Below are 20096 nucleotides of genomic sequence, written 5' to 3'. Positions count from 1 at the left end.
TCAACAAACTAACAGCGATTTTGCAAATCACCTGCCGAGGTGGTGAAATTGGTAGACACGCTAGCTTCAGGTGCTAGTGGGGGCAACCCCGTGGAGGTTCAAGTCCTCTCCTCGGCACCATTCCTTCCCTAGGAATGGCAAGAACGAACTCCCCAGAATCAAGCGATCACACCGACCTTCAGGTTATTGGTGGTTTTTCCGTTTCTGAAACGCCGCCCTATTGGTCCTCCTGAATATCTCAACTAAGCCAAAGCATATTTCAATCAGCACTAAGCCCCGCCAACCCTTATCGATTCACTCCCAGCTCAGGCTATTTGCCCCATAGAAGCTGCTCCGGTAATCTCCATTTAAAAAGAGCTCAGGCCACTGCCTTTGCCCAAGACCTTCAGCACGAAAGCAAAAGGCACTTCCGGAAAAGACAATGCGCCAACTTCTCTACAGGTATGTAGACGCCACTGCGTGGAATCGTAAAGGACTTTCCCCCTTCAACTTTGCGATATGCATTCTAATTATTGTCTCGGTCTTCCTGGCGGTCATTGAGACCGAACGCCCCATCAGAGAAGCCTACCCGTATCTTTTTCTGGTATCAGAGCGGATTTTGTTTGCCTTGTTTGTCATTGAGTATGGTCTTCGGGTGTATGTCGCTCCGGAAAATCCAAAGTACTCTGGCAGATTTGGACGACTCCGCTACATGAAATCCGGATGGGCCGTTTTCGATTTACTGGCACTTCTATCATTCATGGCACCTTTCGTCTCCAATTCTCTCGCTTTCTACATCAGGCTGACCCGCATATTCAGAATACTTCGGGTATCCAGGCTCGGACGCTTCACTCAAGCCTGGGATCTGCTCTGGGAAGCTACAGCCAGACGCAAGTTTGAGCTGCTCATGAGCGCAACTATCGCGTTTATTCTTTTACTAGTATCCAGCGCCTTTCTTTATCTGTTCGAGGCTGAATTACAGCCAGAAGAATTTGGAAGCATACCCAGAGCTCTATGGTGGAGCGTAGCCACACTGACAACCGTAGGGTATGGAGACGTCACGCCAATCACTGCTGCAGGTAGGTTCTTCGCCAGCCTGACGGCCATTTCAGGCATTGGCCTTGTTGCCATGCCGACCGGAATACTGGCCGCTGCATTCAGTGACGCGTTCCAGGCACGTCAAGAAGCAGGCACAAACAAGGAGTAATGCATTCTGTAGCGCCAAGAGCGAAGTTGCCCAAACCACCAACGCTCAAATCACTCCGCCAGCAAACCCACCAGGTAATCCGACAGGGTCTGATACTGATAATCTAACCTGGCATAGGCGTTTCTTGGCGCATCCTGGAACCGGGCACCGCAACCGGCCACGGTTGTCACATCCAGCAGGTACGCCGCCTGGATCAGGTTTGGCAGGTCGGGGTTCAGGCTGTCGGCATCCAGCCGGGGATAATAGAGAGACCACTGGAAGGCGCCATCACCTGGGCTGACCCCATCGAGATTAGCCGTTGCCGTGTCCAGGAACGGCAGCTTCAGCAATCGCTCTATGGCCAGTCCGTCCACGTCACGGGCGTCGTACTCATAGGCGCGGGGCCCGAAGTTGTTAGCGGCCTCTGTATTGCCGGCGTAATCAAACGGGAACAGTCGGGTGACATAGGCTGCCGCCTCATCAACCGGTGTTCGGTCGGTACCTTCGGGTTCGCAGGCGTCATCGGGCGTGGTGAAACCGAGTTCTGCTTCGGTCGCCTCCTCCGCCAGTACCCGGTAACCGGTCACCCAATCCGGCGCATCTGCATCCAGTTCTTCGGATGGCGAGTTGGCCGCCAGTGTTGTAAAGGTTCGCCGCTCAGCTCCCGCACTCCCTTGGCGCTCAACCAACTCCACCCCGGCGTCGCCCTGACTCCAACTCCAGGACAGTTCCGGTGTTCCGTCCAGCTCTGAGCTTTCCGGAGAAACCGCCAGGGTTTGCTCGTGGCAGCTGGTTACGGTATCGAAGTACGCTTGCTGATTGTCCCAATCGAAGACAATTCGCTCGTGGATGACCTCGCCCTCTTCCTCATAGCGCTGTCGACTTTGGCGGGAGAGAGAGGCTGACGGCAGCCACTGGGTTTTCAACTGCGCCATATAACCGCTCACCTGAATCAGGCGGGCGAACTCCGGTATGGAAGGCGCCAGGCACCCACGACTGGACACGGAAAGCAGTTGCCCGTCTTCGGTGTAATCAAAAAACAGTTCCGCGGAGACATCGAGATCGGAGGTACCCGTGGGCAGATCCTGCCCCCGCCTGGAATCCGCCGATACCTGCAGGCGGGTCAAGAGCACCGGATTGGCCAACTCCACTGGCACGTTGGGCAATGCCAGTGAATCGGTGTCCAGATTCTCGTAATTGCCTGCCGCAGCCGCATCAACGATGGCGATGACATCGCCTGCATTCTGCACCAGGGAATACCCCAACAGGAAAACGGCATCCTTACTCAGTTGCCGCTCGGTACCGTCACTGCCGGGGCGAGAGAGCACTTCATTGTAGCTCTCCGGAATCTGGCTGGCCATGAAGCGAGCCAACGCTCTGGCGTAAGCGTGGGCGCGATGATTACCGGCAACGATATAGTCCTGCCAGAGATTCAGACCATCCAGGTCCGCCAACTGGCTTTCATTGACCGGGCTCAGGCTGTTGCGGCGGGCGGCGTCGGCGCGGAACCGGGCCAGGGTGCTCAGAGGTGTCACGTTACGGATGCCGGGGCTGGCCGACATCAGGTAAGCCTGCTCAACAACTACGTCGCCGCGGGAGGTTTCCTCCAGGGTTTTGCCGGGAATGGCCAGAGCGTATAGCGGGTAATCCCTGGGGTCCAGATTGGGCCCAACCGATGGGTCCACGCTGAGTGCCGAGATATCGATAGAGAACCTGCCGCCCGCTCCACTCATGGCCGTGGGCTCGCCTTCGTCGAGGGTCACCACTGCGCCGTTGGCCAACTCCACCTCCAGCGGGCCCGGGGTGAATTGGCCATCACCATCAATATCCAGCCAGACTCGAGCATTGTTGAGGTAACCGTCAATCACGCGCCCCTGATATGGCCCAGGCTCGCTGTAATCAACCCCATCGAAATCTCGCCCGTCAACCGGCAAGCGATCGGATTCTTCACCGCAACCGGCGATAACAAGAGACAGCAAAGGAACAGTAAGGGTGATCAGGCGTTTCATCGCGGCAACCATTTATCTTTATTAGTGCCGCTACTTTAGGAGATGTAATCGGTGCAGACCTTGACAGGCTTGGCAAATTGTAAAGTTTGGTAACAGGCAAGCCCCGGAATGTGCCGGGGCTTGCACTTACAGGGCTCCGATCAGAACGACCGGGCCACGATTTCCTTCATGATTTCGTTGGTGCCGGCATAGATGCGCTGAACCCGCGAGTCTGCCCAGGCCCGGGCGATCGGGTATTCCCACATGTAACCGTAGCCGCCGTGCAGCTGCACGCATTCGTCCATCACCTTGCACTGCAGGTCGGTGGTGTGCTGCTTGAGCATGGCGGCGGTGGGAATGTCCAGCTTCTTGGTCAGGTGCAGCTCCAGGCAGCGGTCGGTAAACACGCGGGCGGCGGTGATCTCGGCTTTCAGTTCCGCCAGCTTGAAGCGGGTGTTCTGGAACGCGATAACCGGTTTACCGAAGGCTTTACGCTCTTTCACGTAGTCCAGAGTCCACTGCCAGGCAGCCTCGGCGGCCGCCACAGCGGTCAGCGCCACCTGCAAGCGCTCCGCCGGCAGTTCTTGCATCAGCTGGAAGAAGCCCTGCCCCTCCATGGCGCCCAGCAGGTTGTCTGCGGGTACTTTTACATCCTGGAAGAACAGCTCGGAGGTGTCCTGGGCCTTCATGCCTACTTTGTTCAGGTTCTGGCCTTTCTCGAAGCCTTCCCAGGCGGTTTCCACCAGCAGAAGGCTGGTGCCCTTGGCGCCTTCCTTGGGGTCGGTCTTGGCAACAACGATTACCAGGTCTGCCAACTGGCCGTTGGTGATAAAGGTTTTGGAGCCGTTCAGAATGTAGTGGTCGCCCTGGCGAATCGCGGTGGTTTTCACGCCCTGAAGGTCAGAACCCGCGCCCGGTTCGGTCATGGCGATGGCGGTGATCATTTCACCGGAAGCCATTTTGGGCAGATATTTCTGCTTCTGCTCTTCTGAGCCGTAGTTCAGGATGTAGGGCGCAACGATATCGGAATGCAGCCCCCAGCCGATGCCAGACAAACCGGCCCGGGAGATTTCTTCCATGATGACCGCCGAGTAGCGGAAATCGGCGCCAACACCGCCATACTCTTCCGGCAGCATCGGGCACAGGAAGCCCAGCTCGCCCGCCTTCAGCCAGAGCTCGCGGCTGACCTGGCCGTCTTTTTCCCATTGCTCGTGATAAGGCGCGGCTTCCTGCTCCAGGAATTTGCGGACGGAGTCCCGGAAGCCTTCAAGATCGGCGTCGAAAAGAGTACGTGGAATCATGCTGAACCTCGGTGAACGGGTTGGTTTATCGTTGTGTTCAGCAAGTCTGTGGCGGGGCGGGTTTTCGCTCAATGGTGAAAACCATCAATCGCTTTGGCCAAAACCATCGCCCCGGACGGGCGCAGATCATCAGTCCGCGCTCTCGCCCCAACGGGGTACCAGAGTTTGCGGCAGGTCCAGGTGATCCAGAATCCGCGCCACCATGAAATCCACCAGGTCGTCCAGGGATTGCGGGTTATGGTAGAAGCCAGGGCTGGCGGGCATGATTACCGCCCCCATGCGGGTCAGTTTAAGCATATTCTCCAGGTGAACCTCGGAATATGGTGTCTCCCGCAACACCAGGATCAGCTTGCGGCGTTCTTTCAGCGCCACATCGCCGGCCCGCTCGATCAGGTTGTTGCTGGCGCCGGTCGCCAGCGCCGACAGGGTGCCTGTGCTGCAGGGGCAGATCACCAACGGGGCCTTTTCTCCAGAGCCGGAAGCTGGTGGCGAGAACCACTCTTCCCGGCCAAACACCTGCACCTGCCCCGGCTTTGCCTTGGCATAGTCCGTGAACGCCTCAACCATGGCCGGCTTGGAACCCGGCAGCCGGAACTCTGTCTCGGTGGCGATTACCACCTGGGCAGCCTTGCTCACCATCACATTCACCCGGCAGCCATTGGCTGCCAGGCATTGCAGCAGTCGCAGCCCATACTGGGCACCAGAGGCACCGGTAAAGGCCAGATTGATGACCGGCGAGTTATCAGCCACGACGTTTCTCCAGTTCGGCAACCAGTTTGCGATGAATACCACCAAAGCCGCCATTGCTCATAACCACAATGTGGCAGGTTTCAGGCAGCTGTTCCAGGGCCCGGGCAATCAGTGCCTCGACCGAATCTTCCACGGCATGGTGATCCAGCTCACCGTGTTCAGCCCGCCAGCCCTCGACCAGTTCTGGCAGCCAGTTCATCTCGCTAAGGTTACCCCAGAGTACCCGGTCAGCGGCAGCGGCGCTGGGAATCAGGGTTTGCTGATGCACCCCCTGCTTCATGGTGTTGGACCGGGGTTCGATGATCGCCAATATCGCCTCATCCCCCACCCGGTTACGCAAGCCTTCCAGCGTCAGGGCGATGGCCGTGGGATGATGAGCGAAATCGTCATACACACGCACACCGCCTACTTCGCCCACCAGTTCCATGCGTCGTTTCACGCCGGAGAACCGGCACAGGGCTGCCACTGCATGGTCCGGGGTGACACCCACATGGCGGGCAGCGGCGATGGCCGAGAGCGCGTTGCGCACATTGTGCATGCCAGTGAGATTCCACTTCAGGGTGGCCACCGGTTGCTCGTGGTGAATCACCATGAACCGGCTGCCATCCTCCGCCAGCAGTTCAGCGCGCCAGTCTGCGGTGCGGCTGATCTCGCTGCCGATGGCGGTATCCTGCACCGGGCTCCAGCAGCCCATGTCGAGGGCGTTGTCCAGGTGCTTGTCAACCGCCGGGCGAATGATCAGCCCCTGGGAAGGCACGGTACGCACCAGGTGGTGGAACTGGCGCTCGATAGCTTCCACGCTGTCGAAAATATCGGCGTGGTCGTATTCCAGATTGTTCAGAATCAGGGTGTTCGGGCGGTAATGGATGAACTTGGAACGCTTGTCGAAAAACGCACTGTCATATTCATCCGCCTCAATCACGAAAAAGTCACTGGTACCGAGGCGCGCCGAAACCGGGAAATCCTGGGGCACGCCACCCACCAGGTAGCCGGCATCAAACCCGGCCTGGTCCAGAATCCACAACAGCATAGCGGTGGTGGTGGTTTTGCCATGGGTGCCGGCAACCGCCATCACCCAACGATGGCGGAGCACTTCCCGGGCCAGCCACTCGGGGCCAGACATGTAGTCAATGCCGCGATTGAGCACTGCTTCCACTTCCGGATTGCCCCGGGACATGGCATTGCCGATCAGCACCAAATCTGGTCTGGGCTCGAGATTCTCGACCCGATAGCCTTGCATCAACTCGATGCCCTGAGCCTCAAGCTGGGTACTCATGGGCGGGTAAACACCCTGATCGGAGCCGGTCACGGTATGGCCAAGCTCTCTGGCGATAACCGCCAGGCTACCCATAAAGGTGCCGCAGATGCCCAGAATGTGTATGTGCATTGACGTGTTGCCTCCGGTTTGAAACCTGCCAAGCCTCTACCATACTTTCTGCGGGGTCAAGAGCCGGTATGTGCTCATGAAAAACCGCCGTGTTTGGCGTATCATCTGCGCCATCGTTGAACCAGCAGGAGGCCTTAGCCCGAGATGGCTATCAAGAACGCATTTTATGCCCAGTCTGGCGGGGTTACCGCCGTTATCAATGCCAGCGCCTGTGGCGTTATCCAGACCGCACGCAAGCACACGGATAAAATAGGCAAGGTGTTTGCCGGTCGTAACGGCATTATCGGCGCCCTGAAAGAAGAGCTGATCGACACCAGCCTGGAATCAGACGACGCCATTGCCGCGCTGCTTCACACCCCGGGCGGCGCCTTTGGCTCCTGCCGCTACAAACTGAAAAACATCTCCGAGAACCAGCGCGAGTACGAGCGGCTGATCGAAGTCTTCCGCGCCCACGACATCGGCTACTTCTTTTACAACGGTGGCGGCGACTCTCAGGATACGGCGTACAAGGTCTCACAGATTGGTGAAAAAATGGGTTATCCGATCACCTGCATTGGTGTGCCCAAGACAGTGGATAACGATCTGCCGTTCACCGACTGCTGCCCGGGCTTTGGCTCGGTAGCCAAGTACATTGCCACCTCTACCCTGGAAGCCAGCCTGGACATCAAATCCATGTGCGAAACTTCCACCAAGGTGTTCATCCTGGAAGTAATGGGCCGGCACGCGGGCTGGATTGCAGCGTCTGGTGGCTTGGCCGGCCAGGGTGAAGGCCAGCCGCCGCACATCATTCTGTTCCCGGAAATTCCGTTCAACCGGGAGAAGTTCCTGGAGCGGGTCGACCAGTGCGTGAAAGATTACGGCTACTGCGTGGTAGTCGCCTCTGAGGGTGCCCAGTACGAAGACGGCCGCTTTGTGGCCGACGCCGGTGCCAAGGATGCCTTTGGCCATACCCAACTGGGCGGTGTTGCTCCGGCACTGGCCAACATGGTCAAACAGGCCCTGGGACACAAGTACCACTGGGCCGTTGCTGACTACCTGCAGCGGGCCGCCCGGCACATTGCCTCGGCCACTGATGTAGAGCAGGCCTATACCGTAGGCAAGGCCGCAGTGGAAATGGCAATAGCGGGCAAACAGGCGCTGATGCCCACCATCGTTCGCGAGCAGGCGAAACCCTACCGCTGGAGCATTGGTGAGGCCAACCTGAGCGAAGTGGCCAACCAGGAAAAGAAAATGCCGATCCACTACATTACCGATGACGGCTTTGGCATTACCCAGGATTGCCGGGACTACCTGCAGCCGTTGATCGAGGGCGAGAGCTTCCCGCCATTCGAGAATGGTCTGCCCAAGGTTGCGCACTTGAAAAACCAGCTGGTCGAGAAGAAGCTGAGGACTGAGTTCAAGCTCTGATCTGGTCGTCATGAAAAAGCCCGGTCACCTCACGGTAGCCGGGCTTTTTTTGTACCTGAAAACGGATGGCAATCAGCGTGCTGTTGCGGCCTCATGGTCGCGAACGTAGCCATAAAAATCATCGAAACCGCCAACGTATTCGGAACCGACGAGAATCTGGGGCACGGTATACACAGGGCGGCCGATCTGGTCGGCAATATCCTGCTTGCTCATTCCCCGCTCGATCATATCGATCCAGATGTACGGGATGTTTCTGGATTCACACAGGTCCCTCGCCCGAACACAAAAACCACAGCTTGTACGGCCATAAATAGTGACCTGCTCCATAACAACCTCCTGAATCCGGGTGAGCCCCAGGGTGAAACGAATGGTTCAATACTTGGATTAAATGATGACATGAGAAGCAACAATTGAAAATTGATGCTTCTCATGGATGTGATAGTAAGGGGCGATACTGATCCTCTGCGTTAAGCCATCAGGTTTTCAGCCGGCCCAGTTCCCGGTCAAGCACTTGCACCTGGCCGTCCAGCGCGTCACCGCTCTGGCGGACCCGCTGTGCGAGCTCCCGCAGATCGTGGGCCGCATCGCCAATCTGAGTCAGGTTGCGGTTGATCTCTTCGCTCACCGAACTCTGTTCTTCGGCGGCCGTGGCCACCTGGGTAACGTGCTCAACAATGGTACCAATCCGCTCCACCACCGTGGCCAGTGAGTGGTCCGCTTCGCGAGTGCCGTCTACCGCAGTGGTTGCTCGCTCTACACCACTTTGGATGACGGTTACCGCGCCGTCCACATCGCCTTTGAGGCGTTCGATCATATCGCTGATTTCGTCGGTGGATTCCCGGGTTTTCGACGCCAGGGTTCGCACTTCGTCGGCCACCACCGCAAAGCCTCGGCCCTGCTCGCCAGCCCTAGCCGCCTCAATGGCCGCATTCAGCGCCAGCAGGTTGGTCTGTTCGGCAATGCCGCGAATCACTTCCAGGATTCGGTTAATCTCCTCGCTGCGCTGTGCCACGTGGCCGATGGCGGAGCTAGCCTGCTCCATATCTCCCGCCAGCGCATCGACGCCCTTGAGCGCCGCGCCCAGAGTATCCTGGGTAAACCGGATGCCATCCCGGGCGGCCCGGGCATTATCAGCAGCCTCACCGGCAAAGCCTGCTACTTCGCCGGCGGCGGCAGACATCTCGTTCATGGCGGTGACGACGCTGTCGATGTCCTGGTGCTGTCGCGACGTCTGGTCGTCAGTATCACGGGCGATGGCGCCCACGTCTGCAGCTTGGCCTCGCACCTGGGCATTGACCTCTTTCAGGTCATTGATCATTTCCCGCAGGCGAGCCAGGAAAGCGTTGAAGCCACCGGCCAGGTCAATCAGCTCAGCGTGGGTGTCTATATCAAGTTCACGGGTAAGGTCCCCTTCAGCGCTGGCCAGGTTGCGCATCCGGTCTCGAATCTCATCCAGTGGCCGGGTGACTGAACGCACCAGCAGAATCAACACAGCAATGGCAATCAGTACCACCACCACACCCACCATGGTCTGCCGCGCCGCCGTATCAGCCACTTCGGAAGACAACAGACCGGTGATTTCCTCGACACTGGCCAGGGCCACTGAGCGCGGCAATTCAATCAACAACAACCATTCGGCGCCGGGTAACTGCACTTCCACCGGATAGGCCACCGCCAGGGTCTGCCCATCATCAAACCGGCCGCCACGCTGGTGCAGGCGGACAAATTCATCAGCCAGGTCTGGTACGGCTTCCTGTAATGGCCGGCCGAGGTGGGACTGATAATGGCTGGATGCGGCAATCAGCCCACCCTCGCTTAACAGTGACACCCGGGACTCACCATCAAACAACGCCTGGCTGACACCAGCAATCGTGGCTTGCAGTGTGGACAGGTTGATATCCACACCGGACACACCGGCAAACTCACCGTTGTTCTGAATCGGCACCACCAGGCTGGTCATCAGCTCAGAGTATCCCTCCTCGATTTCGTACTCGTACGGCTCCATCAGGCAGGGTTTGAGGGAATCCCGGGAACACAGATACCACTCTGCTTCACGAATGCCGAATTCGTTCCGGTTGTCGAGGTACTTGGTGGACGGGTCTTCGGTGCGGCTGAACAACACATTGCCCTGAGGATCACGGTAATAGTAGATCTCCAGGGTACCTTCATCACTGCTGTGTTCCTCTACACCGTCGGTGAAATAGATGTCCATGCCATCGTATGCGTCGGGTTCAAACTGGGCGTAGATGGAACTTAAATGCTGCTGTTCGGACAGAATGGTTCCGATGGTTTCCTGAAGATCCCGGCGGCTGATGCGGCCGGAACTGTCCGACTCAATGTTGCGGGTGATCAGGCTGCGCACCACTTCCGGCGTCTGGTAGGCGGTTTCGAACAGGCCGGTCACCAATTCACCGTATTGCCCCGCCGTTGCGCTCAGCTGGTCCATGACAATATTCTGCACGGTATCGCGGGTTTCCCGGGACAATCGCTCTTCCATCGAACCAAGTGATAACTGGGCAGTCACCACAATACTGATGCCCATTACCAGCAGCAGTGAGATAACCAGACCATAGAGCTTGAAGCGAAGCGACAGGTGTTTCATAAACCGCGAAACCTTTGTTAATGAACCTTTACTGACAATACTAGAGCATGGAGGCGCCCTTGGCGTACCTGACCCTCTTTTTCACCGCATTCGCCGCCGCCACCTTGCTGCCAGCCTATTCCGAGCTGCTGCTGGGCACTCTGGCCAGTCAGGGCCTGCCGCTATTCTGGCTGTGGTTCTGGGCCACACTGGGCAATACGCTGGGGTCAGTCGTTAATGGTCTTATCGGCCGGCAGGTGGATCGCTTTAAGCATAAACGATGGTTTCCGGTCAGCGAATTGCAGCTGCACAAGGCCCGCAACCGGTTCAATCGCTATGGGCAATGGTCATTGTTGCTGGGCTGGCTGCCGATTGTTGGAGACCCGCTGACCCTGGTAGGCGGCATCATGCGGGTGCCCTGGCTCAACTTTGTGATCCTGGTGGGTATCGGAAAGGGCCTGCGCTATGCCTTCGTGATCTGGGTAGTGCTGGAGGCCACCGGATTTGCCTCATCGGCGCCATCACCATAAAGGTATTTGCGCAACAGGTCTTCGCCGTTGAACTCTGCGTGCATCACCGCGATGAAGGTATACACCCCGATCAACTTTCGGTTGAGGAACACGAATTCCTTCGGGGGCACCCGGAAATACCGACTGATGGCTGAGCGCGCTGCGTGTTTGGCTACCCGCGAAGGCAAGTCGCTCTGCTTCCAGCGGTACTGGCCCCTGGCGTTCACGGCGTAGTCCGGCCACTGGCTGCGGTCCCGGGCCAGGGGCTCCAGCACCGACATACACACCGAACCAAACTTCTCCAGGACTTCTTCTGGCCAATCCCGGCTCATGAACCGGAGGGTAACGCCACCCTCAATCACCTGCTCCAGATCCTGCTCGTAGGACGCGCGAATCATCTGGATAACCGGATCAAGAAAGGCCGGTGAATAACTTTGAACGGCACCAAAGTCCAGAAGCACGATGCGGTCATAGTCTTCGTCACCACCCTCCTCGCCGGCAATCCGGATGCGGTAGTTCCCGAAGTTCGGGTCTGTCTGGATTTCGCCCCAGTCAAACAGCTCCCGGAAGAACAACTCCAGCGCCGCCTCGCCCAGGGCACTGCGGCGCTCCAGCGGCAAATCCCGTACCGCCGGGGAGCCAACGGAATGGCCGTGCTCGTAGGTAGAAGCGATGATATGGTCGGTCGAATACTCCTGTAATACCCTGGGCACAACAAACCTTGGGTCGGAGCCCAGCATGTTGCGGAATTTCTCGGTGGTCCTGGCCTCCAGGCGGTAATCCACTTCCCGGTGCATCATCTGCCGGACTTCTTCCAGCCAGTCATTGAATTCCGGGCCGAAGCTCACCAGCCGGGCCACCTTCAATAACTGCGCCACGGCATTCAGGTCACTGTCCACGGCATCAGCAACGCCGGGGTATTGCACCTTGAGTACCAACTGCAGGCCGTCACTGCGTCGCACCGCACGGTGCACCTGGCCAAGGGAGGCAGCACCGATTGGTTCCGGATCGACATCCAGCTCTGCGAGCTTTTCGGCACCAATCTCAGCCTTCAGCACCCGCTCGATCGCCGGCCATTCCAGCGACGTGGTCTGGTCTTCCAGGGTGTGCAGGGCTTCGGTCACCTCTTCTGGCAAAAAATGCTCGCCATAGAGCGCCATCACCTGGCCAATCTTGACCACACTGCCTTTCAGCCGGCCTAACTCATCCACCAGGAAACGCGCCTGGCTCGACAACATCGCACGATGGCGCTGCTCCCGAGTATCCTTGTTGCTGAACCAGTTGGTGGCCATGTGTGATGCCATACGGGTACCAGCGAAAAGCCCGGCCTTGGTCAGGGAAAGCCTGCGCTCGAAGCTGCCGGTTTTGATGCGGGACACGGATTTTCCGGGGCGTCTGGAAGACATGGATAACCTGTATGTTCAGAAAATTTTGGCGTTTCGACCGCGCCCGGAACAGTTTTCCCCGGCGCCGTTACTGCATTATACGGATCGCAAGCGGTGACAACCTAACCTCTACGCCGCAAAAGCTCCGTTTCCGCAGCCAATGTGGACAAATATTGTTCACCGTAAATATGTTCAGGTCGATGGTTACGATTTAACACAATCTCAAGTCACAATGCGTTCTAGAATTGGTTAACAGGAACAATGTGACTTTCGTCAATTACAATAAAAGCCAAGACATGAAGCCTTCAACAACCAGAACACCAGATTCTGAACTTTCCCAGTTCCGGGTGAAGGGTGAGATCCCGGTACCGGCCCTTATCAACGGGCTTACGGCCGCTGCTGTGCCGTTACTGTTGTTTTTTTCCTGGCGCTCAATGCAGCAGGGGGATTCGGTTACTGCCCCCTTCCTGATTGGCTTCGCTATATTGTTGGCGATCAACAGCCTGGTATTTCTTTTCGTGGGCCACAAGACCTTTCATCGCCGGGTCTTTATTACCCTGATCACCGCGCTGTTTACCTATCTGGCAACGCAAGCGGTGGAGGATGGCTCAGCGATTATCTGGCTGTTTGCCTATCCACCGATTATTTTCTATATCAGTGAGGCCCGGGTCGGTATTTACGCCTGCCTGGGTGGCTGGCTGGCCGTCCTGGTGTTGTTCAGTCCGATTGGCGATGCGCTGTTTGCATCCCCCTACAACGCCACCTTCCGCCTTGTCATGATCATCGTCCTGGCGTTCGTCATGGTGACCTGTTACATCCTTGACCAGAGCCGCCGGCGCAGCAAACTCGGGTTGATCAAGCTGGCCAAGGAGTTTGAATACGCTGCGAAACACGATGCGCTGACCGGGCTGGCCAATCGGCGCGAAGGCCTGGAACAACTGGATAACGAATATCAACGTTACCTGCGTAGCGGCCGCGGCTTTTCCGTCCTGCTGATGGACATCGATCTGTTCAAGAGTGTGAACGACACTCACGGCCACCAGGCCGGTGACGAGATGATTGTTCTGGTCGCAAGAACGCTGGCCAGCCAGTGCCGAAAGGTGGACACCATTGCCCGTTGGGGCGGCGAGGAGTTTCTGATTCTGCTTCCGGAAACATCGTTAGCGGATGCCTACGCCTCCGCTGAGCGGATACGGCAGGCGGTATCCAGCCAGACCATTACTGTGGATGGCAAGGTTATTCGGGCCACGATAAGCATTGGCGTGGCAACGATCCAGGGATCGGAGTCGATTGACCGCCTGCTGCAGCGATCAGACGAAGCGCTTTACCAGGCCAAGTCCGAGGGCCGCAACCGTACCTGCCAGGCCAGCGTCGCCGCCTGAGCATCATTGCCAGCCCTGTCGCAGCTCCACCTGCTGGCGGTCGAGACCGCTGACCAGCTCGTGAACAAGCCTATGCTCCAGGCTGTACACGCTGGCTTCCGGTTCGAAATCACTGACCTGGCACATGGACATACCGGCGTAGCCGCAGGGATTAATGCGGCTGAACGGTTCCATATCCATATTGACGTTGAGCGCCAGACCATGGAACGAGCAACCCCGGCGTACCCGCAACCCCAACGAGGCAATCTTGGCGCCGTTGACATAGACACCCGGCGCATCCTGCCTTGGCGCCGCCTCGATGCCCGATTGCGCAAGCGTGCGAACAATAGCCTGCTCGATATGATCCACCAGCTCCCGAACACCCAGTTTGCAACGGGGCAGATCGATCAGTAGGTAGATAACAAGCTGGCCGGGGCCGTGATAGGTCACTTGCCCGCCCCGGTCCACCTGAATCACCGGGATATCGCCCGGCAACAGAATATGCTCTGCCTTGCCCGCCTGGCCCTGGGTAAACACCCGCGGGTGCTCAAGGCACCACAGCTCATCCACGGTGGTTTCGTCCCGGTTGGCGGTGAAGGTTTTCATCGCTTCCCAGGCTTCCATGTAGGGCTGCTGGCCCAAGGAACGGACAATCAGATCAGCCATGGCGTCAGAGCACCATGTGCACACGACCGCTCGCTTTCAGATCTTCGAACAGGGCCTTGAGCTGCGCTTCTCCAGTGGCCACAATCTTGAGCTGCACCGAGGAAAATCGACCTTTGCTACTGTCCGTCACCGAAATATCCGTTTCGCTGATACCAGGAGCGTGCTGCTCCACAACTTCCACGACAAACTCGGTGAAATCCGGAGCGGAATTGCCGATCACCTTGATGACGTAGTCACAGGGAAACTCGATCTTCGGCGCTTTAGGCTCACTCATGCCAGATACTCCCCGATGCCCGGCTGGCTATCGCCGACCACCTTAATTGAACAGTTGTACGAAAAACAGTTTGATAGCATCCCAAAGCCGTTTGAAAACGCCACCCTGCTGCACATCAGTCAGTGCCAGTGCAGGCTCATCCACCAACACCTCACCGTCGAGCATAACCTGGATCCGGCCCAGCTCATCCCCCACCTTGATGGGTGCCTTGATGACAGAATCAAGGTCTACGGTTGATTCAAGCTTATCCCGGGCACCACGGGGAATCGTTACAAACACATCCTCCGCCAGGCCTACAGAAATCTGATCGCTCTTGCCACCCCAGACCTTGGCATCCACCAGCTCCTGACCGGCCCGGAACAGGCGCTCCGTCTCATAGTAACGGAAGCCATAGTTCAGCATCTTCTGAACTTCGCGGGCCCGCACCTCGGCACTGCTGGTTCCCATCACGGCAGCAATTAGCCGCGTGTTGTCCCGCTTGGCAGAGGCCACCAGGCAGTAACCGGCTTCTTCAGTATGGCCGGTTTTCAGGCCATCCACACTTTCATCCCGCCACAACAGACTGTTCCGGTTCGGTTGACGAATGTTGTTGTAGGTAAAGCTTTTCACCGCATACAACGGGTAGTTCTCCGGGTAGTCCTCAATAATGGCCTTGGCCAGCAGGGCCAGGTCATAAGCGGTGGAATACTGATTAGGATGTGGCAACCCGGTGGCATTCTCAAAATTGGTATTGTTCATACCCAGCTGGCGCGCCTGCTGGTTCATGATATCCACGAAGGCATCTTCACTACCGGCCACAAACTCCGCCAACGCGACGGAGGCGTCGTTGCCGGATTGAATAATCACGCCCTTAAGAAGGTCTTCCACGGATACCTGTGTACCCTCCCGAACAAAGGTCCGGGAGCCGCCGGTTCGCCAGGCCTTAACGCTGATCGGCACCATGTCCGTCATGGCAATTCGGCCTTCATCCAGCTCGCGCTCAACGATGTAGGCCGTCATCATCTTGGTCAGGCTGGCAGGCGGCACTCGTTCCTGGCTGTTATGCTCCATGATGATACGACCACTGAGAGGGTCCTTCAGCACCCAGGAACTGCCTGCGATCTGGGGCGGAGACGGAATCAAAGCCGACTGGGCAACCGCCTGTCCCACCAGCAGGGTGGCCAGGGACAAGACAAAAACAAAGCTGCGAATCACTGAATTAAAAGCCATGGGTAGGTTCATTCGTCGTAAGGTGTATTTTCTTCTGGGGTTTCAGGAATCAGTGGCTGTCGGTCAGCACAATAGACTGACCAAAGCCCCGGGATTCCAGTAAATTCTGTGCATGACGGGCCTCGGACTCATCACTGAATGGCCCTATCTGGGCCCGGTGAAAGCGGCCAGAGCCTGTTGTCACTTCGCGCACTCGCATCGGGGTTTCGATGACGCCCCGCGCCTTTGCCAGCAAGGCCTCCGCGGGGTCGCGCTGGCTGAACGAGCCGAGCTGAACAAACAGCCCACTGTTCCCGCCCACCGATTGGCCAGGCACCGGAGCAGCGGCGACAGCAGGTGCCCCGACACCCGGCTTGAACGGTTTGCCGGCCAGCGTCATGGAGCCGTCTTCGCGAACGGTGATCGCTGCCACCTCAACCCTTGCGGTGCCCTTGGATTTGTAGCCAAGTTTCTTGGCCGCCGCGTACGACAGATCAATCAGCCGGTCATCGTGAAACGGCCCGCGATCGTTCACCCGAACAATCACAGACTGGCCGTTTTCAAGGTTCGTCACCCGGGCATAACTCGGTATGCGCAGGGACTTGTGGGCGGCAGACATCGAATACATGTCGAATATCTCGCCATTGGACGTTTTGTGACCATGGAACTTCTCGCCGTACCAGCTGGCGATTCCCCGGGCGACGTAGCCGTCGTTACTGTCCATAACCCGGTAGGTTTTCCCCCACACCTTGTACTGTGCCATATTGCCGGCATTCCGGGGCTGCTCGTAACGGGGAACCGCATCTTGCAGGCCCGAAACATCGAAACTCCCGGAAGGCGCTCTATCCTGTTTGATCGTATAGCGTGATGAGTGATCCGGCTCTGAAGATGTCGACTTGGGCGTACTGGAGCAACCCGCAAGGATCAGGCTTACCAGCACCCCCAACCACATTGTTCTTTGTTCCCTGATCATTATGTTCGGCAACCCATGCATCTTCATCCGGCACCCAGCCTTAGTGACCTGTAATATTGTAACGGGTTCCCGGCAGTATTCACCATTACCGGCAAGCCATCATCGCTTACACCCTCTACGCAGAGATCATACGGCGATGGGTATGAATCGACATCAGCACCCCGAACGCTGCCATCAACGTTACCCCGGACGTGCCACCATAGCTGACCAGTGGCAGGGGCACACCCACCACGGGCAGCAATCCACTGACCATGCCAACGTTCACAAAAACGTAGATAAAGAAGGTCATGGTCAAGGCACCGGCCAGCAGACGACTGAATGAATCCTGAGCGGTGACCGCAATATACAGGCAACGAAGAATGATCAAGAAATACAGGGTCATCAGCAGCAACATGCCAATAAAACCGAATTCCTCGGCCAGCACTGCCACGATAAAATCCGTGTGACTTTCGGGAAGGAACTCCAGATGGGACTGGGTACCCTGCAACCATCCTTTGCCATCCATGCCACCGGAACCAATGGCGGTTTTGGACTGGATGATGTTCCAGCCGGCTCCCAGAGGGTCACTCTGGGGGTCGAGCAATGTCAGCACTCGCTGTTTCTGGTAGTCCCTCATGACGAAGAACCACATCATCGGCGCAGATACCGATACCAGCGCAAAGAACGCTGAAATCAGCTTCCAGCTCATGCCAGCAAAGAACACCACAAATATCCCGGCCATACCCACCAGCAGTGAAGTACCAAGGTCGGGCTGCTGAACAATCAGGGCCATGGGCACCAGTACCAGGATCAACCCAACCGCGACGTGGGACAGGCGCGGCGGCAGAAAATGCCGCGACAGATACCAGGCAGCCATCATCGGAACAACCAGTTTCATGAATTCCGAGGGCTGAAACCTGGGCAGCCCGGGAATCGCCAGCCAGCGCTGAGCCCCTTTAGCCCCCACGCCCACCAACAGCACGGCCACAAGCCCTACCATGCCAGCCGCATATAACCACGGAGCCCAACGCCGGAATACCGCCGGGTCCAGTTGGGCAAAAACAAACATCACCACCAGCGCCACACCAAACCGGATGCCCTGAGCCTTGACCACTTCGATGTTACGGTCAGCGCCACTGTAAAGCACGAAAAGGCCACCGCCCATGAGCAACAACAGCATCAAAAGCAGCAAAGGATCCAGATGGATGGCCGACCAGAACCCCCGCGAACGGCCAAGATGGTGATTCGCCGGGTTATTGAGCAAGCTCCCCAATGCCATCAGCGCCCCTCCTCCGGGTTAACCTGACTGATCACCGACGACTGTTCCGTCGCCGGCAACTCCTCAAGCCAGGCATCAAACAGGGCACGGGCAACCGGTGCGGCCGTGGAGCTGCCGCCACCACCATTCTCAACGATGACAGCAACAGCGATCTTGGGGTTATCAGAGGGTGCAAAGCCAACGAAAAGAGCGTGATCCCTCAGGCGCTCGCGCACCTGCTCTTCATCATACTCTTCATCTTCTGCGAGACTGAACACCTGTGCGGTTCCGGTTTTTCCAGCCATCCGGTAACTGGCCCCCTGCCCCGAAGAACGCGCCGTGCCTCGGGCGCCATGCATCACCTCTTCCATTGTGTCCACTACGTATTCCCAATCGTCCGGGTTCTTCAGTATCAGCGGCTCATGGGTTTCTGAAGGAAGAAACTCATCCACCGAACGGTCACCGCGAATGTCCTTAAGCAGCCTGGGCTCAACCCATACGCCACGATTGGCAATCAGCGTGGTTGCCGTTGCCAGCTGCAGGGGCGTCGCCAGCATGAACCCCTGACCGATACTCATGTTCACAGAATCCCCCGGATACCAGGGCTCATTACGGGCGGCCCGTTTCCAGTCTGCGGTGGGCAACAGACCGCTCAGCGCCCCCGACACATCCAGGGTGGCATCTTCGCCAAAGCCGAAATGTGCCAGGTATTCGGACATCACGCTGACACCCATTTCAACGCCTACCTCATAGAAGTAAACGTCGTTGGATCGGGCCATGGAATACTTGAGATCAACCCAGCCGTCGCCGGATCTGTTCCAGTTCCGGAAACGCCGCCCCCCCTCGCGCAACTGAAAGTATCCGGGGTCCCAGATTCGCCTTTCCCGATTGGTCACGCCGCTGTCCAGGGCGGCAATCGCCATCATCGGCTTGATCGTGGAACCTGGCGGATACTGGCCACGCAGGGCCCGGTTGAACAGGGGTTTGTCAATATCGGTACTGAGATTGCGGTAGTCCTCAACACTGATACCGGTGACAAACTTGTTGGCATCAAAGCCTGGCACGCTGGCCAGCGCCAGGATACCTCCAGTCTCCGGTTCGATAGCCACAATAGCGCCACGACGCCCTTCGAGCAGTTGGTAGGCCTTGCGTTGCAGGCGCAGGTCAAGGTGCAACTGAAGATCCTCACCGGGCACCGGGTTTACCCGCTCTAGCACCCGCAGAATACGGCCCCGAGCATTGGTTTCGACATGCTGATAACCCACGGTACCATGCAACACCTGCTCGTAGAATCGCTCAATACCGGATTTTCCGATGTAGTTGGTTCCGGCGTAGTTCACCGGGTCAATCCGCTGCAACTCTTCCCGATTGATTCGGCCAACAAAGCCCAGGGCATGAGCCGTCAGTTCACTGTGGGGGTAATATCGAACCAGTTCAGCGCGAACTTCCACGCCGGGGAACTCATGCCGGTGCACCGCCATTCGGGCAATTTCCTCTTCACCCAGATCGTAGCTCAGAGGTATTTCCTGGAAGGGCCGGCGAGGTTCACGGAGCCGCCTCTTAAACCGTTCTATGTCCTCCTCGGCGATATCCAGAATCTCGGACAACCGGGCCAGGGTGGCCTCCATACCCGCCACGCGCTCTGGCACCAGCGTAAGGCTGAACACCGGGCGATTCTCTGCCAGCAGCAGATTGTTCCGGTCGTAAACCAGGCCCCGGGGCGGTGGCACAGACTGGACCTGAACCCGATTTTTGTCTGACAGCGTGGTGTAGATCTCATGTTCGACAATCTGTAGCTGGTACATCCGCGCCAGCAGGCCGATCATCATTAACAGGACCAACACCAGCATGACCACGGCACGGCGCTGGAACAGCCGGCGCTCGGCTGCGGTATCCTTGAATTCGCCCCAGGCCATGGAAACTC

Annotated in this window: 17 protein-coding genes and 1 tRNA gene; 5 read left to right on the top strand and 13 right to left on the bottom strand. The window is 57.7% G+C overall.

Annotated features, from left to right (window positions below):
* Positions 1 to 33 precede the first annotated feature (33 nt).
* Both C7H10_RS01635 and C7H10_RS01630 read left to right on the top strand, forming a co-directional pair.
* Positions 34 to 120, top strand: a tRNA-Leu gene (locus C7H10_RS01635).
* Between the two features lie 301 nt (positions 121 to 421).
* On the top strand, positions 422 to 1186 hold the full coding sequence (locus tag C7H10_RS01630) for an ion transporter (protein WP_106693419.1): 765 nt from the start codon (positions 422 to 424) through the stop codon (positions 1184 to 1186).
* A 50-nt stretch (positions 1187 to 1236) separates the two neighbouring features.
* On the opposite strand, the gene C7H10_RS01625 is transcribed toward C7H10_RS01630, so the two are convergent.
* The 4 genes from C7H10_RS01625 to mpl form a co-directional block, all read right to left on the bottom strand.
* Positions 1237 to 3174, bottom strand: coding sequence for a hypothetical protein (locus tag C7H10_RS01625; RefSeq protein WP_106693417.1), 1938 nt, complete (start codon positions 3172 to 3174; stop codon positions 1237 to 1239).
* Positions 3175 to 3314: 140 nt separating this feature from the next.
* Positions 3315 to 4454 (bottom strand): acyl-CoA dehydrogenase family protein, encoded by a 1140-nt coding sequence (locus tag C7H10_RS01620; protein ID WP_106693416.1) that lies wholly within the window; start codon positions 4452 to 4454, stop codon positions 3315 to 3317.
* 129 nt (positions 4455 to 4583) lie between these two features.
* The gene (locus tag C7H10_RS01615) at positions 4584 to 5204 is read right to left on the bottom strand and encodes a flavin prenyltransferase UbiX (RefSeq protein ID WP_106693414.1); all 621 of its coding nucleotides are present in this window, start codon (positions 5202 to 5204) and stop codon (positions 4584 to 4586) included.
* A complete protein-coding gene (gene mpl, locus C7H10_RS01610) occupies positions 5197 to 6591 on the bottom strand; it encodes a UDP-N-acetylmuramate:L-alanyl-gamma-D-glutamyl-meso-diaminopimelate ligase (protein ID WP_106693412.1) in 1395 nt (464 codons plus the stop codon). The genes C7H10_RS01615 and mpl overlap by 8 nt, the downstream gene beginning before the upstream one ends.
* Before the next feature lie 144 nt (positions 6592 to 6735).
* On the opposite strand from mpl, the gene C7H10_RS01605 reads away from it, so the two are divergent.
* On the top strand, positions 6736 to 7998 hold the full coding sequence (locus tag C7H10_RS01605; RefSeq protein ID WP_061333038.1) for a 6-phosphofructokinase: 1263 nt from the start codon (positions 6736 to 6738) through the stop codon (positions 7996 to 7998).
* Positions 7999 to 8070: 72 nt separating this feature from the next.
* Here C7H10_RS01605 and C7H10_RS01600 read toward each other — a convergent pair whose 3' ends face one another.
* Together C7H10_RS01600 and C7H10_RS01595 are read right to left on the bottom strand one after the other, a co-directional pair.
* Complete coding sequence (locus C7H10_RS01600; protein WP_072678027.1) at positions 8071 to 8325, bottom strand: GrxA family glutaredoxin; 255 nt, start codon at positions 8323 to 8325, stop codon at positions 8071 to 8073.
* Between the two features lie 148 nt (positions 8326 to 8473).
* Positions 8474 to 10600, bottom strand: a complete 2127-nt coding sequence (locus C7H10_RS01595) for a methyl-accepting chemotaxis protein (protein ID WP_106693410.1) — start codon at positions 10598 to 10600, stop codon at positions 8474 to 8476.
* Positions 10601 to 10659: 59 nt separating this feature from the next.
* Between C7H10_RS01595 and C7H10_RS01590 the strand changes: the two genes are divergently transcribed.
* Complete coding sequence (locus C7H10_RS01590; RefSeq protein WP_058090963.1) at positions 10660 to 11109, top strand: YqaA family protein; 450 nt, start codon at positions 10660 to 10662, stop codon at positions 11107 to 11109.
* On the opposite strand, the gene C7H10_RS01585 is transcribed toward C7H10_RS01590, so the two are convergent.
* Complete coding sequence (locus tag C7H10_RS01585) at positions 11043 to 12494, bottom strand: ABC1 kinase family protein (protein WP_106693409.1); 1452 nt, start codon at positions 12492 to 12494, stop codon at positions 11043 to 11045. The two genes, C7H10_RS01590 and C7H10_RS01585, sit on opposite strands and share 67 nt — an antisense overlap.
* A 275-nt stretch (positions 12495 to 12769) precedes the next feature.
* Between C7H10_RS01585 and C7H10_RS01580 the strand changes: the two genes are divergently transcribed.
* A complete protein-coding gene (locus C7H10_RS01580) occupies positions 12770 to 13855 on the top strand; it encodes a GGDEF domain-containing protein (RefSeq protein ID WP_106693644.1) in 1086 nt (361 codons plus the stop codon).
* Between the two features lie 3 nt (positions 13856 to 13858).
* On the opposite strand, the gene lipB is transcribed toward C7H10_RS01580, so the two are convergent.
* The 6 genes from lipB to mrdA all read right to left on the bottom strand — a co-directional run bounded on the left by lipB (position 13859) and on the right by mrdA (position 20088).
* Positions 13859 to 14500, bottom strand: coding sequence for a lipoyl(octanoyl) transferase LipB (gene lipB / locus C7H10_RS01575; protein ID WP_058090965.1), 642 nt, complete (start codon positions 14498 to 14500; stop codon positions 13859 to 13861).
* A gap of 4 nt (positions 14501 to 14504) precedes the next feature.
* Positions 14505 to 14774 carry an HP0495 family protein gene (locus C7H10_RS01570; protein ID WP_058090966.1) on the bottom strand — a complete coding sequence of 90 codons (270 nt, stop codon included), beginning with the start codon at positions 14772 to 14774 and terminating at the stop codon, positions 14505 to 14507.
* A 42-nt stretch (positions 14775 to 14816) separates the two neighbouring features.
* Complete coding sequence (locus C7H10_RS01565; RefSeq protein ID WP_106693408.1) at positions 14817 to 15983, bottom strand: D-alanyl-D-alanine carboxypeptidase family protein; 1167 nt, start codon at positions 15981 to 15983, stop codon at positions 14817 to 14819.
* Positions 15984 to 16032: 49 nt separating this feature from the next.
* The gene (locus C7H10_RS01560; protein WP_106693406.1) at positions 16033 to 16935 is read right to left on the bottom strand and encodes a septal ring lytic transglycosylase RlpA family protein; all 903 of its coding nucleotides are present in this window, start codon (positions 16933 to 16935) and stop codon (positions 16033 to 16035) included.
* A 115-nt stretch (positions 16936 to 17050) separates the two neighbouring features.
* Positions 17051 to 18193, bottom strand: coding sequence for a rod shape-determining protein RodA (rodA, locus tag C7H10_RS01555; protein ID WP_106693405.1), 1143 nt, complete (start codon positions 18191 to 18193; stop codon positions 17051 to 17053).
* Entirely contained in the window at positions 18193 to 20088 is a 1896-nt protein-coding gene (gene mrdA, locus C7H10_RS01550) for a penicillin-binding protein 2 (RefSeq protein WP_106693404.1), read from the bottom strand. Before mrdA ends, rodA begins: the two co-directional genes overlap by 1 nt.
* Positions 20089 to 20096: the final 8 nt, after the last annotated feature.

Source organism: Marinobacter shengliensis (genome assembly GCF_003007715.1).
GTDB lineage: Bacteria > Pseudomonadota > Gammaproteobacteria > Pseudomonadales > Oleiphilaceae > Marinobacter > Marinobacter shengliensis.
Note: the sequence above shows the minus strand (reverse complement) of the source record. Positions and strands in the feature narration are given on the sequence as shown.

Excerpts from the sequence above, each read along its gene's own strand:
- C7H10_RS01630 (WP_106693419.1), top strand. The coding sequence starts at position 422 with ATGCGCCAACTTCTCTACAGGTATGTAGACGCCACTGCGTGGAATCGT.
- C7H10_RS01625 (WP_106693417.1), bottom strand. The coding sequence starts at position 3,174 with ATGAAACGCCTGATCACCCTTACTGTTCCTTTGCTGTCTCTTGTTATC.
- C7H10_RS01620 (WP_106693416.1), bottom strand. The coding sequence starts at position 4,454 with ATGATTCCACGTACTCTTTTCGACGCCGATCTTGAAGGCTTCCGGGAC.
- mpl (WP_106693412.1), bottom strand. The coding sequence starts at position 6,591 with ATGCACATACACATTCTGGGCATCTGCGGCACCTTTATGGGTAGCCTG.
- C7H10_RS01605 (WP_061333038.1), top strand. The coding sequence starts at position 6,736 with ATGGCTATCAAGAACGCATTTTATGCCCAGTCTGGCGGGGTTACCGCC.
- C7H10_RS01600 (WP_072678027.1), bottom strand. The coding sequence starts at position 8,325 with ATGGAGCAGGTCACTATTTATGGCCGTACAAGCTGTGGTTTTTGTGTT.
- C7H10_RS01595 (WP_106693410.1), bottom strand. The coding sequence starts at position 10,600 with ATGAAACACCTGTCGCTTCGCTTCAAGCTCTATGGTCTGGTTATCTCA.
- C7H10_RS01585 (WP_106693409.1), bottom strand. The coding sequence starts at position 12,494 with ATGTCTTCCAGACGCCCCGGAAAATCCGTGTCCCGCATCAAAACCGGC.
- C7H10_RS01580 (WP_106693644.1), top strand. The coding sequence starts at position 12,770 with ATGAAGCCTTCAACAACCAGAACACCAGATTCTGAACTTTCCCAGTTC.
- lipB (WP_058090965.1), bottom strand. The coding sequence starts at position 14,500 with ATGGCTGATCTGATTGTCCGTTCCTTGGGCCAGCAGCCCTACATGGAA.
- C7H10_RS01570 (WP_058090966.1), bottom strand. The coding sequence starts at position 14,774 with ATGAGTGAGCCTAAAGCGCCGAAGATCGAGTTTCCCTGTGACTACGTC.
- C7H10_RS01565 (WP_106693408.1), bottom strand. The coding sequence starts at position 15,983 with ATGGCTTTTAATTCAGTGATTCGCAGCTTTGTTTTTGTCTTGTCCCTG.
- C7H10_RS01560 (WP_106693406.1), bottom strand. The coding sequence starts at position 16,935 with ATGATCAGGGAACAAAGAACAATGTGGTTGGGGGTGCTGGTAAGCCTG.
- rodA (WP_106693405.1), bottom strand. The coding sequence starts at position 18,193 with ATGGCATTGGGGAGCTTGCTCAATAACCCGGCGAATCACCATCTTGGC.
- mrdA (WP_106693404.1), bottom strand. The coding sequence starts at position 20,088 with ATGGCCTGGGGCGAATTCAAGGATACCGCAGCCGAGCGCCGGCTGTTC.